Origin of the sequence: Bacillus sp. 005/A4HT-01/001, assembly GCF_004634445.1 — a bacterium.
Taxonomy (GTDB): domain Bacteria; phylum Bacillota; class Bacilli; order Bacillales; family Bacillaceae; genus Bacillus; species Bacillus altitudinis.
The window spans coordinates 98,905-114,891 of sequence record NZ_SEIZ01000006.1 but is presented as its reverse complement, the minus strand read 5'-3'; the positions used below and the strand labels follow the sequence as shown (position 1 = coordinate 114,891).

General features: G+C 41.8%; 16 protein-coding genes. 13 read left to right on the top strand and 3 right to left on the bottom strand.

Translation table 11 applies throughout. From position 1 onward, the window contains the following. The first annotated feature begins 21 nt into the window (after nt 1-21). From ES896_RS16685 to ES896_RS16670, 4 genes are all read left to right on the top strand, one after another. Complete coding sequence (locus ES896_RS16685) at nt 22-366, top strand: DUF3992 domain-containing protein (RefSeq protein ID WP_008343952.1); 345 nt, start codon at nt 22-24, stop codon at nt 364-366. A 44-nt stretch (nt 367-410) separates the two neighbouring features. Then, nucleotides 411-1,592 (top strand): BclA C-terminal domain-containing protein, encoded by a 1,182-nt coding sequence (locus tag ES896_RS16680; protein ID WP_135227056.1) that lies wholly within the window; start codon nt 411-413, stop codon nt 1,590-1,592. Nucleotides 1,593-1,837: 245 nt separating this feature from the next. Continuing rightward, nucleotides 1,838-2,950 (top strand): response regulator aspartate phosphatase, encoded by a 1,113-nt coding sequence (locus ES896_RS16675; RefSeq protein WP_135227055.1) that lies wholly within the window; start codon nt 1,838-1,840, stop codon nt 2,948-2,950. Nucleotides 2,951-3,412: 462 nt separating this feature from the next. Further along, the gene (locus ES896_RS16670) at nt 3,413-3,634 is read left to right on the top strand and encodes a hypothetical protein (protein ID WP_008343948.1); all 222 of its coding nucleotides are present in this window, start codon (nt 3,413-3,415) and stop codon (nt 3,632-3,634) included. A 39-nt stretch (nt 3,635-3,673) separates the two neighbouring features. On the opposite strand, the gene ES896_RS16665 is transcribed toward ES896_RS16670, so the two are convergent. Both ES896_RS16665 and ES896_RS16660 read right to left on the bottom strand, forming a co-directional pair. Then, on the bottom strand, nt 3,674-4,369 hold the full coding sequence (locus ES896_RS16665) for a YoaK family protein (RefSeq protein ID WP_008343947.1): 696 nt from the start codon (nt 4,367-4,369) through the stop codon (nt 3,674-3,676). A gap of 34 nt (nt 4,370-4,403) precedes the next feature. Next, nucleotides 4,404-6,269, bottom strand: a complete 1,866-nt coding sequence (locus tag ES896_RS16660; RefSeq protein WP_135227054.1) for a DNA ligase D — start codon at nt 6,267-6,269, stop codon at nt 4,404-4,406. Nucleotides 6,270-6,384: 115 nt separating this feature from the next. Between ES896_RS16660 and ku the strand changes: the two genes are divergently transcribed. Beyond that, nucleotides 6,385-7,233: a non-homologous end joining protein Ku gene (gene ku / locus ES896_RS16655; RefSeq protein WP_007499384.1), complete on the top strand. Its 849-nt coding sequence runs from the start codon at nt 6,385-6,387 to the stop codon at nt 7,231-7,233. A 28-nt stretch (nt 7,234-7,261) separates the two neighbouring features. Here ku and ES896_RS16650 read toward each other — a convergent pair whose 3' ends face one another. After that, nucleotides 7,262-7,705: a DUF2188 domain-containing protein gene (locus tag ES896_RS16650; protein ID WP_052321077.1), complete on the bottom strand. Its 444-nt coding sequence runs from the start codon at nt 7,703-7,705 to the stop codon at nt 7,262-7,264. 159 nt (nt 7,706-7,864) lie between these two features. Between ES896_RS16650 and ES896_RS16645 the strand changes: the two genes are divergently transcribed. From ES896_RS16645 to ES896_RS16610, 8 genes are all read left to right on the top strand, one after another. Then, nucleotides 7,865-8,338, top strand: coding sequence for a VOC family protein (locus tag ES896_RS16645; protein WP_052321078.1), 474 nt, complete (start codon nt 7,865-7,867; stop codon nt 8,336-8,338). 48 nt (nt 8,339-8,386) lie between these two features. Continuing rightward, nucleotides 8,387-8,800 carry an Rrf2 family transcriptional regulator gene (locus tag ES896_RS16640; RefSeq protein WP_017367312.1) on the top strand — a complete coding sequence of 138 codons (414 nt, stop codon included), beginning with the start codon at nt 8,387-8,389 and terminating at the stop codon, nt 8,798-8,800. 135 nt (nt 8,801-8,935) lie between these two features. Then, complete coding sequence (locus ES896_RS16635; RefSeq protein ID WP_135227053.1) at nt 8,936-9,787, top strand: SDR family oxidoreductase; 852 nt, start codon at nt 8,936-8,938, stop codon at nt 9,785-9,787. 224 nt (nt 9,788-10,011) lie between these two features. Next, the gene (locus tag ES896_RS16630) at nt 10,012-11,610 is read left to right on the top strand and encodes a M48 family metalloprotease (protein ID WP_135227052.1); all 1,599 of its coding nucleotides are present in this window, start codon (nt 10,012-10,014) and stop codon (nt 11,608-11,610) included. Nucleotides 11,611-11,855: 245 nt separating this feature from the next. Continuing rightward, nucleotides 11,856-12,572 (top strand): (Fe-S)-binding protein, encoded by a 717-nt coding sequence (locus ES896_RS16625; RefSeq protein WP_135227051.1) that lies wholly within the window; start codon nt 11,856-11,858, stop codon nt 12,570-12,572. Nucleotides 12,573-12,593: 21 nt separating this feature from the next. Then, a complete protein-coding gene (locus tag ES896_RS16620) occupies nt 12,594-14,018 on the top strand; it encodes a LutB/LldF family L-lactate oxidation iron-sulfur protein (protein WP_008343938.1) in 1,425 nt (474 codons plus the stop codon). After that, the gene (locus tag ES896_RS16615; RefSeq protein WP_008343937.1) at nt 14,015-14,737 is read left to right on the top strand and encodes a LutC/YkgG family protein; all 723 of its coding nucleotides are present in this window, start codon (nt 14,015-14,017) and stop codon (nt 14,735-14,737) included. Before ES896_RS16620 ends, ES896_RS16615 begins: the two co-directional genes overlap by 4 nt. 330 nt (nt 14,738-15,067) lie before the next feature. Next, on the top strand, nt 15,068-15,976 hold the full coding sequence (locus ES896_RS16610; RefSeq protein ID WP_035391948.1) for a DMT family transporter: 909 nt from the start codon (nt 15,068-15,070) through the stop codon (nt 15,974-15,976). Nucleotides 15,977-15,987 lie beyond the last annotated feature (11 nt).

Below are 15,987 nucleotides of genomic sequence, written 5' to 3'. Positions count from 1 at the left end.
CTAGGTTGAAGGAGGGTTAAAATGGCTATTTTAGGCGGATGTAGTAATGAACAAGCGGGCTTTGTAAATGATGCAGTATGCTTCACACTTGATTTAGCAGCAGCAGCTGATGCAGTTGTCGTCTGGACAGATGGAACACCTTATGTCATAAACGGAACCATCATGGTGGAAAACAATGGGATTGTGGCTGTAGCACCTACCGTGGCTTTAGAGGTAAACGGTACAGCTGTTCCTGATTTCACGGTACCGCCAGGAGAGAGTCGATCCATTACGCTCAGTGATCTGAACTCGATTGGGATTTTAGCTACTGGTGGAACCTCGACTGGAAGTATTGTCGTTTCGTTTTCTCTCAATTATCAGTATTAGTGTGTATGTCTTGAAGATTCCACAGTTTGAAAGTAGTGTGAGACATGTGCGCCCAACTTAATATGTGTGGAGGAATAACTGGTCCAACGGGAGCCACGGGCTCAACAGGAATAACCGGCTCAACGGGAGTAACCGGTCCAACCGGCCCGACTGGAGCCACGGGTTCAACGGGAGTAACTGGCCCGACTGGAGCCACGGGTTCAACGGGAATAACTGGTCCAACAGGAGCCACGGGTTCAACAGGAATAACTGGTCCAACAGGAATAACCGGCTCAACGGGAGTAACTGGCCCGACTGGAGCCACGGGTTCAACGGGAATAACTGGTCCAACAGGAATAACCGGCTCAACGGGAGTAACTGGCCCAACCGGAGCCACGGGTTCAACGGGAGTAACTGGCCCAACGGGAGTCACGGGTTCAACAGGAGTAACTGGCCCAACTGGTGCAACGGGCTCAACAGGAGTAACTGGTCCAACGGGAGCCACGGGTCCAACAGGAATAACCGGCTCAACCGGAGCCACGGGTTCAACGGGAGTAACTGGTCCAACGGGAGCCACGGGTTCAACGGGAGTAACTGGTCCAACGGGAGCCACGGGTTCAACGGGAGTAACTGGTCCAACGGGAGTCACGGGTCCAACGGGAGTAACCGGCTCAACGGGAGTAACTGGCCCAACGGGAGCCACGGGTTCAACAGGAATAACCGGCCCGACTGGAGCCACGGGTTCAACCGGTGCAACGGGCACAACTGGTGCCACAGGTCCAACGGGAGTAACTGGTTCAACCGGAGCCACAGGTGCCACAGGTCCAACCGGTACTAGTTTAACAACTAATTCGATGTACGCATCCAATACGTCGGGAAGTACGGTGCTGGTTGTTTTGGGCGGAACGGCAGTGACGCTGCCTAATAACCAAAGTTTAGATGGATTTACCGTAAGTGGTGGTAATACGGTGTTTACTGTACCTGTTTCAGGGCGATATTTTATCACGTATCAAGTAAATACAAGCGCTGCACTTCTGGCAGGAACAAGGGTGATTAACAACGGAACACCCATAGCAGGGTCTATTTTAACACCTGCTTTATCTACATCTACCTACAATGTATCTCTCATTACAACACTTGCAGCAGGGAATCAAATTTCTCTTCAAATATTCGGTTTAGTCGCAACCGTAGTATTACTTGGCGGGGGATCTGTTGGAGCGGCATTAACCATTATCAGATTGGAATAAATCCAAAAAGCCCAATAAGGGCTTTTTTTTCAATTCAACCGTGTCCTTTAATAGAAAAAAGACGGAATTTTTAGTGTATGCATCATTGACTAGGAGAAAGAAACGCAATAACAAAGGAATCGGTTATTGAAGATTCAAGTGATTCATATTAAAATGATGTCAAATGGACGAATTAGCAATTGCTAATAGAAGTTCCATATTTAGTGAAATCATGTGGTGTAGCTGAAGGTGATTGGGGGTGTAGAATGAGCAAAGTTCCTGTGGCGGAATTGGCATCACTATTAAATGACTGGAACATGGAAATCAAAAAAGATCATGCAGATGAGGCAGAACGGCTATTTGCTAAAGCGAAACAAGCAGTAGAGGAAATTGATGATGCTGACATCCTCATGTATTATTCTCTTCTTGAGAAAAGGCATCATATTCTGATGTACAATTTAAGAGGGCAAAAAGGCAATGTTTCAACGAAAAGTATAGAAGGCCATTATGGGAAAAAAGATGATGATTTGTCTAATCGCCTTGCTTACTATTTTGATTTTTATGAGGGTGTGTATGAACAGCATCAGGGGAATTATGAGGTTGCATTACAGATGTATCAAAGTGCGGAAAAGCTCTTAGATAAAATTCCAAGTGAAATTGAACGCGCTGATTTCGATTTTAAGGTCGCGTGGCTTTACTATCGCCTGAGTCATATCATGCTTTCATTAAGTTATATTCGCAGGGCTCTACACGTCTATAAACGTCACAAGCACTATGAAAGAAGAACTGCACTTTCATATTCTCTTATTGCAGCCAACCTTACAGAGATTGGCAGGTACGAAGAAGCGCTTGAGAATTATTGTTTAGCGGAAGAGGTGTTGACGAGCGAACAGGATGATTTTATGCTGGCTCAGCACCACCATAATGTGGCCATTTTATATTCATTTTGGAATAAACCGAAAGAATCCATACGACATCTTGAAAAAGCATTGTCTCATCAAGAGTATTATGATTCAGATTTCTTTTTCCATTCTACGTATCTGATCAGCCGAGAACTCTGTGTGATTGGTGAAAAGCAGCGTGCAAGCCAGTATATAGAGGCTGCATATGCCCGAATGAAAGAAGCTTCTCATGAAGTGTTTCAGCTCAAAATAGGCATCGTACATGATCTTTACTTAACCAATGTGCCACAAAGATTTCAGCAAATTGATGAGAAATTAAGAAAGTTAGAAGAAAAGAATGAATATCATGAAGTGAAAGAGCTTTCTCACTTTGCTGCAAAGTATTGTGAAAAGCAAGCACTTTATGAGCAGTCTGTTTTTTACTTGAATAAAAGTTTAGAAGCGGATTTACATATGAAAAGAATGGGGTTGATATAAGATGAAAACAGGATTAAAAGTATTATTCGTTGTGGGTTTAGCGGTCGCTGCGGCTGTTTTAACTGAAAATGTAGCGGGTTCTTTCGAAGTAGCAGAAAAAATCATTGGTGGTTAATCACCCAATCATTTCTCGCCCTTGTTGATGATGATCAGCAAGGGTTTTTTATATGTGTGAAAATAGGCTCTTCTTATTAAACGCTGCAAGAACGTTTAATAAGAAGAATTCGCAACAAAGGGGGTGTGCAAATTTGTTACCTGCTCCATTATTCTAAATAAATATAGGGCAGAGCAACAAGTTAAAAAGGTCACCTTTCTTTGCTTAATTTAATTTTTTGCAGGACTTTTCATTCAAATTTTAACAAATTGGTCTATTGTACATAGAAATTGTTACAAAAGAGGGAACACCGCTCCATTTGTCACGCATATGATGAGATGAAGTGTAAGTTGAAGGCAGGTGATTGTATGGATCCACGGGTGTATGGAGGCTTTCATGGCGGCGGTTTTAGCGGCGGAGCAGTGGGACCTCATATTGGCTTTGGCGGGTATTATGTGAGCCCTGGCGTGTTCTCGGGCTTAGGAGGTTACCCTGGATATGGAGGGTTCGGGACGTTTTCTGGATATTCTCCATATGGCTCCACATTCATTATGGGGCGTCCTCCTGGCTTTTATGTAAGAAGTTATTAATGTTTTATCACAGTGGTTGAAATAGCCATCTAAGATTGGCTATTTCAATTGGTGAAAGTGCTTAAATGTAGCTGTGATCACGATAACCCCTAGGATGCAAATAGGCAGCCAAATGATGATAAACGGATCGTAAGCATCTGTATACGCAGCTAAAGCAGCTCCTAGGCAGTAAAAGACAATAGAACCGATTCGCAGCAAGCTCACATGTTGAATAGGGGCTTTTCTTTTTTCCCGATTTGATAAGCGCTGCGCCAAATCTTCAAATAAGTTAGCAAGTGTACTCGTTAAAACTGTTGTAGAAATGCCAGCGACATTTAATTTGCGTGCGGCCGCCGTTTGCATGCCCATCGCCATACTTAAAAGGATAATCAGCATAAAATAAGCACCTTGCGTATAAGGGAAAATGGTCATAAGAGCAAATAGAAGCAAGATGATGACTTCTATGATAAAGATGCGTGTAACGGCCTTTGGCCAAAATGTTTTTTCTTGTTTTCCACCTATGACAACAGCTAATAAAACACCTAGAACAAATCCGCTAAGTGCCGTGATGGAATGAAGAGCGGTTAACTGCAATGAACTGCCTGCTGCAATGCCAAGCAGTACAATATTTCCCGTCATATTTGCTGTAAACACATGCCCAAGGCTTAAATAGCCAATAACATCCACTATTCCTGCGGTAAGACATAAGAACATCAGTGCAATGTTTCGTATTGAGTGTGCGGTCAAAATAGTCATCCCTTTCTTCCTCTCTAATGAATAAGTGTAACGCTTAATGACCGCGTGTGTCCATTTTATGAGCTGGTAATATGTCCTGCAGCTGATATAAAACTTGTCGAAAAGAATCATCATTCACATGGTGCCTCATTTGACGGAATGGATCGCCTTTTTCCTTTAGACGTTTCATAACAGCCGGCATCGTAAATAAAGAAGGATGACATTCTTCGCTATTTAATTCTTCCCATTCAATCGGTGTTGCAACAAGTCCAAGCTCGTTTCCTCTCGGGGAATACGGGGCGATGATTGTTTTTCCAGCATCATGTTGAAGGTAGTCTAAATATAAACGGTTGCCGCGGTTTTTCTTTAGACGCTCTAGCGTAAACAGCTCGGGTGCTTGTTCGCATAAAAATTGGCAGATGAACGCAGTGAATTGTCTAGTTTGTTCATATGTGAAGGCATTTTTCTTCAATGGGATATAAACTTGCAGCCCTTTCCCACCACTTGTTTTAATAAATGCGGTGAGAAAGAGTCCATCTAAAATGGCCTTGATTCGTTTGGCTGCTTCTATTGCTAGGTGAAACTCTTTAACAGAAGGCGGATCTAAATCAAATACAATTTCTACAGGCCGATCTGTATCTCTCGTTTCAAAAGGAATATGAAATTCCATCGCCAGCTGGTTACCAAGCCAAAGCAACGTGTCAGGATCATTACAGATTGTGTAAGAAATATCGTGCGCTTGATCTGTCTCAACAAAATCAGGCGCATAATCGGGCGTTGCCTTTTGATAAAAAGATTCTCCACCAGTGCCATGAGGAAAGCGTATTAACGTAAGACGTCTTTCACGTAAAAAGGGTAATAAATAGGGAGCGGCTTGCCTCAAATAAAGTAAGTAATCTGCCTTTGTGATATGAAGGGCAGGTACAACCGGTTTCTCTGGGTGGGTGACGTCAATCATAGCTGGGAGCGGATAAAGCTGTTTGAGCATGTGTTGAAAGGTACACGTTGCTGGATCTGCATCGAATAAAAACGAAAAGAACCGGGGCTCACGTAAGGCTGATCCATCAAAAGAAATACAGGCGATCTTTGCGACAATGGATGGTGGGATTTCATAATGTGATGCTCCAGTCATTTGACCTTTGGTTAGAAATAAGGTGCGCAGGGTTTGTTCTTCTTCTTTAGAAAAACCATGCTTAAATTGGACAACCTCTAAGAGATTCGTTTCTTGATAAAGACATCCTTGAAAATAGCCATTGTCTTTATCAAAACGAGTCACGATGACAGATACAAACCGCCAATTTTTGATTTTGAGCCATTCTTTCGAGCGGGTATGCTCCTGCCATTTACTCATTTTCTTTTTAGCAACTAATCCTTCCGCTAAATAGGTCAGCATGATTTTTTTCATGTCATCAGGGCTGCTATCGGTTTGGATGATTTGAAGAAGAGAAGGGTGATTCAGCTGAACGGAGGGAGGAAGATTTGCAGCTTGGAACACCTCATGCAGCTCAGCTTTTCTTTCAATCAGCGGTAAATCAACGAGGGATTTCCCTTTGCACCTCAATAGATCAAATGCAATCAAATGACATGGAAACCGCTTAGCCTGGCGTTGAATGGTTTCTGTGTTTTTCAGGCGGCCTCTTTGCTGAACTTTAGTAAAGTCGCTTTCTTGTTCACTCAGTAAAAAGACCAATTCTCCATCTAGGGTCAGCGGTAAAAAAGGTGCAAGCTGCTTTGTTAGTTGCTGGCACTGCTCAATGACTTCAGGAAATTGTTTGTTTAATCGTTTTCCCGCTCTGCTCTCTAAATGGATGGTGTCTTTTTCCCAAATAAGAATGGCCCTGAAGCCGTCATATTTTAATTCATACAGCCAGTCTGCTCCAGCAGGAATATCATGTGCAGACGTTAAACGCATCGGATTCATTGTGTTTTTCACTTCCTTACATCATGTGTTCTTATGGTGGGATGAAATTTTCATAAACATACATAACTCTGATGAAAACATTACATAGTAAGGAGAAAAGAACGGAGGCGTTACGATGCATACAGTATGGAAGGGCGGCATTAGCTTTGGACTGGTGAATATTCCAGTCAAGCTGTTTACCGCTACAGAAAACAAAGATATTAAATTAAGACAGCTTCATAAAGAATGCCATACGCCGATTAACTACAAAAAGGTTTGTGCTAACTGCGGCGAGGAGGTAGCGCCAGAGCAAATTGTAAAAGCGTACGAGTATGCCAAAAATAAATTCATTGAATTGGATGAGGAAGAACTCGAAAGGCTGAGAAAAGAAAATGAAGAAAAAGCCGTCGAAATTATTGATTTTGTGAAGATAGAAGAAATCGACCCCATCTATTATGAAAGAAGTTATTTTCTATCTCCAGATACCGGCGGAGCAAAGGCTTATTCATTATTAAGAAAAGCGTTGCAAGAATCAGGGAAAATCGGTGTAGCCAAGATCATGATTCGCTCAAAGGAGCAATTAGCGATTGTTAGGTGCTACGAACATATTTTACTAATGGAAACCATTCATTTCCCTGACGAAATTAGACAAGTATCAGACGTCCCGAATATCCCGCAAGAGGAAAACATCGTGAAGAAAGAGTTAGATACAGCACTCCTTTTAATTGAGCAGCTGACCACCACATTCGATCCAGCCGCTTATCGCGATGAATACAGAGAGCAGCTGATGAATGTCATTGGAGACAAAATCTCTGGAGAACATACCGTTCAACCAGCAACGACAGGTAAAAAAGAGGCTTCATCCAATGTCACTGATTTGATGGCCGCTTTGCAGGCTTCTATCGATCGATCAAAACCAGAAAAAACGAAAAAAGCAGCACCTAAGAAAAGAAAAGCACCCGCTAAAAAAGAAAAGAATGCATAAAGAAAAGACCGCTCGCCAAAGGGCGGTCTTATTTTGGCTTCACCACATCCTGAATCGTCCCATCTGTTCGGTGGATGACAACTGATGTTCCTTTTTTAGATGAAATCTCTTTCGCGCGGTCGATGGCTTCCTGTTTCGTTTCTTTTACCTCACTTGCACGCTTCGCTTTTTCAGTTTGAACCGCCCAGCCTTCATCATGTTTCACGACATGCTGCGCATGATCCATGAGCTCAGGTCGTGCAGAGCTGCTTTTCTTAGAAGGAGTCACAGAACCATGAGAGTGAAAGTCCTCCATTTCTTTTTCTGTCGCATTCTTTTTCCACTCTTTTGCTTGATTGATCGCAATTGGAATCGCTCTACCTTCTTCATAGCCTTCCTGCACCATTTTGTTGGCAATCTCAAGTGCTTTTTTTCGAATGACTTTGTCTAGTGATTGGAATGAAGCTGGATAATCTTCCATTGTCCAAGGCATATTGAACACTCCTTTCTTTTATTTGAACACCTTCCCCCATATGCAATGGATCAAACATTTAACCATCTCAATCCAATGGCTTGGTTGAAATACATCGTTTTGCTGAGGAAGAATGATTTCAATTCCTGCACAATAGAAGATAGTAAAGGAGTGAATGAAATGATGATGAAAGGCTTGTATGAAGCACATTTACCTGTGAGTGATTTGAAGGCATCCATTTCTTTTTTTGAAAAATTGGAATTAACCCTTGCTCATGAAAATGAACGAGTGGCCTTTTTATGGATTGAGAAAGGAAAGAGCTGGCTTGGCCTTTGGAAGGTTGATATGTCCACTGTTCCATATCATCCAGCGACGCGACATGTCGCCTTCCAAATAGAAACATCCAGCATTGAGCAAATCAAAGAATGGCTGATAGAAAAAGGGATCAGCATTCATCCGATGTTTGGTTTTTCGGAAGAGCAGCAGCCTTTAGTTCTTGATAATCCGCCACAATTTCATGCCGCGATTTACTTTCTTGACCCAGATGGCAATTTGCTTGAATGCATAGCACCGCTTGAAATTGATGCAGGAGAACATCATGAGATGATGACATTTGAAGATTGGGAAAGAAAGAAACATCCGTTTATTGATTGACAAATGCATTCATTGTAACTATATTGATTACAACGGTGGTGAAGGAATGTGAAACAAATTAGCAGCAGGTATACCATTGCTGTTCATATCTTGTCATTTATTGCGGGTGTTTCAAAAGAGTGCACAGGGGATTTTATTGCAGAAAGTGTCAATTCAAATCCAGTCATTATCAGAAAAATGATGGCTATGCTCAAAAAGGCGGATCTCATTGAGATTCGCCGAGGAGTTGGCGGTGCTTCCTTAAAAAGGCCGGCAGAGGACATCACTCTACTAGATGTGTACCGGGCTGTGGATGTAAGCGCAGATGAAGAGTTATTTAGCTTTCATCAACCAGTCATTGCATGTCCAATTGGTCAAGCCATGGATACGAGACTGCGGCAAGAACTTAAAGAAGCACAGTCCGCACTTGAGCATCATCTTAAACAAGTGACAATTAAGCAATTATTAATCGAGGCAGAGTAGAAAAAGCTCATACATAGAGCTTTTTTTACCCCTTCGTTGTAACCATTTCGATTATAACGAATGATCTGATGCAAGAAACCAGCTGCTTCATACATGAAACATCACCGTTGAACGAAAAATGAGGAGGTCAAATCAATGACATTATTAGTGACAGGTGCAACAGGACAACTTGGATCGCTCGTCGTCAAACATTTGCTCGCAAAAGTACCAGCTGAACAATTGGCGGTCAGTGTTCGAGATCCGCAAAAAGCAGTCCATCTAAAGGAAGCTGGGGTGGATGTGCGCAAGGGAGACTTCACACAGCCGGATACACTTCAATCAGCGTTTCAAGGGATTGATCGCCTTTTGATCATTTCGTCTGGGGATGGAGATCGCGTGAAGCAGCATATCAATGCCATCCAAGCAGCGAAAGCAGCGAATGTGTCATTTATTGCTTATACAAGTGTTGTCAATGCAAGAGAAAGTCAGCTTAACCTAGCACATGACCATGCAAAAACAGAAGAAGCAATTTTGACCTCTGGCATACCTCATGTTTTTCTAAGAAACAATTGGTATGTGGAAAATGAAAAAGATACGATTCTGGCATCAGTGAACGGAGCGCCGTTTATCAGCCCAATTGGTGAAGGTAAAGTCGGCTGGGCAACAAGAAATGACTATGCAGAAGCAGCAGCAAATGCGTTAACACTGCCGGCACATGATCAGGAAATCTATGAATTGTCAGGACCGCTTCGCACACACACTGAACTTGCACAAATGGTCAGCAAAGTGAGCGGGAAAGAAATCAAAGTAGAGCACATGGATGTAGATACATTTGGAGAATTTTTAGCGTCAAATGGTGTACCGAAAGAAGCTGTTCCATTTGTCAAAGCGATGCAAAGCGGAATTCGCGATGGGGCATTAGCAGTCGAAAGCCATGATTTCGAAAAACTATTAGGCCGCTCTTTAACACCTATTGAAGATAGAATACGAGAAATGATGTCAAACTAAACAATTAACAACGCCCTGTAAAAAGGGCGTTTTTTCTATCCTTGTTGATCCGTTATTTTGAAAATATAGGTGTAATGTCCATTTTGTCGTACATATTCTTGTATGTAGATGTTAGAATTTTATGAGACGATTCCAGCAAATGAATGACGCTTACTTTATTATGAAATACATTATTCAAGATATTCATTTTGTTTTAATCCTATTAAACAGCAGGATGTGATGACATGTTACGCAAAGCCTTCCTCTCTTATCTCACTGCCAGTATAATCACAATCATCGTCATTATGATTGAACTCGGTTTTCGTTCAGCCGTTGTTTCACCATTTGTTTTACTTGATTCGAACAAAGAAAGCAATCCAAAAGTATTCGTCGCTCATTCGCTATATCAGGGTGACGTTTTATTAACCTATCAAGACGGTTCTTTCAATGGCTCTTCAGAAGCATCCTTTCAATTAAGTGGAAAGTACATAAATCTCACACAGATCCCATCTGCGAATGGAATCAGTAAGATTGAAACAGACAAAATAATGAATGATAAGGCATTGGTTTTTCTAAGAAAAGGCTTTGTACCTATCCATGATGATACGATCATGATGGAACAGGTAACGCAAAATCCCTTCTTTTCTACATACAATCTAACGAATCTAACAGAAACAACTAAGATCAACACAAACTTTAAGTATAGCACCACATTTGTTACATTCATGACTTTAATGGGAATTCTTTTGCCCGCTTTGTTATTTTTCCTTTTTAACCTTCATGAATCGATGAAAAACCTATTCACATTATTCATTCCCTTTGTTCTAGCCATTTTTCTTCCCTTGGGATTAAATTATTATTTCTTAATGGGATACGTGCTATTAGTTACAGGATCTTATGTGTTGAGTATGATTCTCTCTATACTATTGCCTATTTTCCTGTCAGTCTTATTGACAGCTTATTCATTTGAGTATGTGACAAAAGATTCTTCTGATGTATTAGGAGAAAATGAAGCCACTTTAGGAAATTCATTCTTCCTGAACGTTAGGGAGCAAGCCGTTTTATTTGGTGCTATCACATTATCCTTGATATATTTCGGCTCTTATTTAGTCATGCCTTTGGCGTTTCAAGCGAAGGTTATGGATCATCTTTTTCTATTTTGTGCTTGGTATTTCGCCCTAGTCATCTTATTTATTATGGGTTACTCATTCATTCAAAAAATGATAAATAAGTATGAAATCTTACGGACGGACGAATTCATAAATATTTGCAAAGATATTGAGCATAAAACGAACCAAAAGGTAAATATATGGGTGAAAAAAGACTCACAACATGATGTGAATGCCTGGATATATTCATTTCAACTTCCATTTAGAAGAAAAGTCAATCTATATGTGACGGAAGGGTTATTAGATAAGTTTGATAGAGAGGAAATTCGTGCGATCTTATTCCACGAAATGGGACATGTAAAATTAAAACATGCGCATTTCACCATTTACCTCACTGTGATTGTCACCTTACTTATGGGAATCAGTATGTACTATGCCAGACAGGTGATGCTTGCCAATGGTTGGTGGCAATATATTTTGTTGTTCCCAGCAGGGTTATTGATCATGATATTTATGACGGAGTGGTTGCCAAAGAAAATGAGTCGCTTATTTGAGATTCAGGCGGATCGCTTTGCTGTTCACCATCTTGAGAATCAAACTCTATATCTCAATACTTTGATAAAATTAAGTCATTTGATTGAAGAAGATGGAGATGACGGAAGAAAATCTGAATGGCGTGAAAGTCATCCTTCTTTTGAAAAACGAATTCATCACATAAAGAAAATCATGAAGTGAAGGCGGTTTGTGTGAAAGACGACACTTCCTTCGGTAGTATGAAGAAATAAAAACATGAATGTTCTCAAACGCCCTGTAAAAAGGGCGTTTTTTCATGTATCACACAAGCATGATGTCCAAATTTTAGACAAATCCGTTCGTTGAAATTTCAGAAATTTGGGATTAAAATGAAATGAAGATCCATTATTCAGTCATCAGATGACCGGACATAAATCAAGGTGCAGCAAAAGAAAGGAAGTTCGCCGATGAGAGTCAGTTTATTTGTCACCTGTTTAATTGACACTATGCAGCCACATGTAGGAAAGGCGACTGTTGAGGTGTTAAAGCGGCTTGGTGTTGAAGTGGAATTACCTGAAGCACAAGTGTGCTGCGGGCAGCCCGCCTTTAACAGCGGCTATACAAAAGAAACAATCAAAGCGGCCAAAAATATGATGAAAGCCTTTGAATCAGCTGAATATGTCGTCACACCATCAGGTTCTTGTAAGGCCATGTTTTTAGAATATCCGCACCTTTTTAAAGAAGACCGAGCGTGGTTCGCCCGTGCTCAGGCACTTGCTGAGAAAACATATGAATTAACGGAATTTATTGTTGATATATTACATGTAACAGATGTAGGTGCGAGTTTGAAAGGAAAAGCCACCTATCATACCTCCTGCCATATGACGAGACTGCTTAGAATTAAGGAAGCGCCTCTCACACTGTTGTCAAATGTCAAAGATTTGGTGATGGAACCATTGCCTCGCGCTGAAAATTGCTGCGGATTTGGAGGAGCTTTTTCAATCAAAATGACACCCATTTCTGAGCAGATGGTCGATGAAAAAGTACAAAGCATAGAGGAGACAGGCGCTGAATATATCATTGGTGCTGATTGTGGATGTCTGCTCAATATCGGAGGAAGACTGAATCGTCTTCATAAGCCAGTCAAAGTGATGCATATCGCAGAAGTGTTGAATAGCCGCTGAAGCTAAGAGGGGGAACGGCACATGAGTATGAAAATTGGAGAGAAGGCTTTTAAAGAGCGGATCGGCGAAGGATTAGAAGACGCTGTGATGAGAGGAGCTGTTTCTTCGGCACAGGAGCGTCTGTATAAAAGGCGGATGACTGCAAGTGAAGAGCTTGGAAACTGGGAAAGGTGGCGTGAACTTGGAGAGGACATCAGGCAGCATACACTGGCCCATCTTGATGACTATTTATATCAATTAAGTGAGAGCGTGAGTAGACGTGGAGGTCATGTGTTTTTTGCAAAAACAAAGGAAGAGGCATCAGCGTACATTCAAGATGTAGCACAAAAAAAAGCAGCAAAAAAGATCGTGAAATCAAAATCAATGGTCACAGAAGAAATTGAAATGAATCAAGCGCTAGAAGAGATTGGCTGCGAGGTAGTTGAAAGCGATCTTGGAGAATATATTCTTCAAGTTGATGACCATGAACCACCTTCACATATCGTGGCACCAGCCCTTCATATGACGAAAGAACAAATACGGGAAGTTTTTCACGAAAAGCTTGGATATGATATGTCAGAGACTCCTGAAGAAATGACCAAATTTGTAAGAGCTTTGTTACGAGAAAAATTTCTTGAAGCAGATATTGGTGTGACGGGCTGTAACTTTGCTGTGGCTGACACAGGATCGATTTGTCTTGTGACGAATGAAGGGAATGCGGATCTTGTCACGTCTATTCCAAAGACACATATCGCAGTCATGGGGATGGAGCGGCTTGTACCAACGATGGAGGAGCTCGATGTCCTTGTCGGTCTATTGTGCAGAAGCGCAGTCGGTCAAAAGTTAACAAGCTATATCTCTGTCGTGGGACCAAAAGGAGAAGGAGAGGTCGATGGACCAGAAGAGTTTCATTTGGTCATTGTGGATAACGGACGGTCAAATATATTAGGGACGGAATTTCAGCCAGTTTTGCAATGTATTCGGTGTGCAGCCTGTATCAATGTGTGCCCCGTTTATCGGCATGTTGGCGGTCATTCGTACGGATCAATTTACCCGGGTCCGATTGGTGCTGTTCTTTCGCCGCTACTTGGAGGATATGACGACTACCAAGAGCTTCCTTTCGCCTCAAGTTTGTGCGCAGCCTGTACAGATGCTTGTCCAGTGAAAATTCCACTTCACGAATTATTAATCAAACATCGACAAGTCATCGTTGAAAAAGAGGGGAGAGCGCCTAAAGCGGAAATGATGGCAATGAAAATGTTCGGAATGGGCGCATCCACTCCTAGAATGTATCGATTTGGAACAAAAGCAGCCCCTGTGCTCTTGAAACGTATGGCTTCAAACGGACAGATTTCAAAAGGTGCGGGTCCTTTAAAGAATTGGACAGAAATTCGTGACCTCCCAGCGCCAAGCAAAGAAAGGTTTCGGGATTGGTTTAAAAAGAAACAAAAGGAGGAGCGACAATGAAAGGAACCATTTCTCATCGGGATCCATTTTTAGCACATATCCAGCAACAATTAGGCAAAAGCTCCTCCAAGCCTGCATCTATTCGGCGTCCGGTTTGGAAGCATCGAGTCAATTGGGAAACAAATGAAGGTCTGTCGAAAGAAGAATTGGTAGAGCAATTGAAGGTGCAATGTCAGCAAATTCATACGAAAGTGGTAGAAACAACGCCAAAAGAAGCACCCTCAACGTTACGATTATTGATGAAAGAGTATGGAGAAGGTCCTGTGATGACTTCGAGCGATAGACGTTTTGCACAATATGAATGTCATCCTATGTTTCAAGCCTTGCGGAAAGAAGGAATCTCAGTCACTAGCTGGAATGCAGATACATCAAGAGAAGAAAATATAAGGCGGGCAGAACAAGCGAAATATGCAGTGGTATTCAGCGATTACACACTTGCAGAATCCGGAACCGTTGTTCTTTCCTCCCATCAAGGTCAAGGGAGAGCACTTCATTTTTTACCGATGATGTATATCGTATGTATTGAAAAAAGCACAATTGTCCCGCGGATGATTCATGCTGTTTCAGCTCTTCATCGCCTAGTAGAAGAAGGAGAGCAGACGAAAGGCGCCATTCATTTTATATCAGGTCCAAGTAATTCTGCCGATATTGAAATGAATTTAGTCGTTGGTGTTCATGGGCCGGTGCGGGCTGTGTATGTATTAATAGATGATGAATGAGGGCTTTCGTGAAGAAAGCTTCAGCGTGTAGGCAAACCCTCGCATTCGGTGTCAGTCCTGCGCTTCGGTGCTCACGAATGTTAAATTCGCTCCGCGCCGATGCTCATCCTTCCTAGGACTGCAAAGGTTTTCTATCACGCTGAAAAGAAGACAAAGGGCTAAAATCAAGTTCATTTTAGCCCTTTGTCAACAATCTGGGGCTTTCGTGAAGAAAGCTTTTTTTATGTAAACATTCTTAAAATTCATCTTGCCTCTAGGCGAATGGTCATAGTAAGATGACGTCATACAAGATGAGAAGCTCATCTACTGCTGATGTAAAGGAAGCTGCTAATGGAAATGAAGACAAATGCTCCAAAGAAGTCGATTGCGGTGCCGCTTGTGATCTCCATCATTGCGATTTCGTTTTCGGCCATTATTGTGAAGTGGTCAAGTGCGCCTGCTGCTATTTTAAGTATGTATCGAATGATATTTGCGGCGGTTTTGATGCTTCCGTTTATTCTGCCGCGTCAAAAAGAGTTTGTCTCGTTAAAGCGGAGAGACTGGTTTTTCTTATGTATGTCAGGTTTCTTTTTAGGGCTCCATTTTGTTTTGTGGTTCGGCTCATTGAAGCTCACCACAGTGGCGAGCTCTACAATCATCATTGCACTTCAGCCGATGGTGTCATTATTAGGCGGATTTCTCATTTTTCGTGAACAAACAACGAAGTCAGCCATTTTCACAATGTGTGCGGCGATTGTTGGTGCGCTCATGATCGGATGGGGGGATATCGGACATAGCCAAGACGCCATTATAGGAGACATTTTATCCTTTTTCAGTGTAATCGCTGTTGTTTGTTATTTATTAATCGGTCAACAAGCTGTGAGAAAGATATCTCATTGGATTTATAGTTTTTGTGTATTTGGTTTTGCCGGCCTTTTTTTAATTTTATTTAACCTTATACAGCAAACGCCTTTTGTAGGCTATTCGGGTAAAGAATGGGGGATTTTTTTACTGCTCGCCATTATCCCTACCATGTCCCATGTCATTAACAACTGGCTGTTAACCTATGTGAATGCGACAACTATTTCAATGAGTATTCTAGGAGAACCTGTTGGGGCAACGATACTCGCTGTTTTACTGCTTGGAGAGAAAGTCACGCTGCTGCAAATGTTCGGTGGTCTTCTTGTCCTTTTAGGTGTCTTTTTCTTTTTGATGCAGCAGCGACAAGGGATCGTGATGAAAACAAAAAAATCCGGTTAACTCCCGGATTT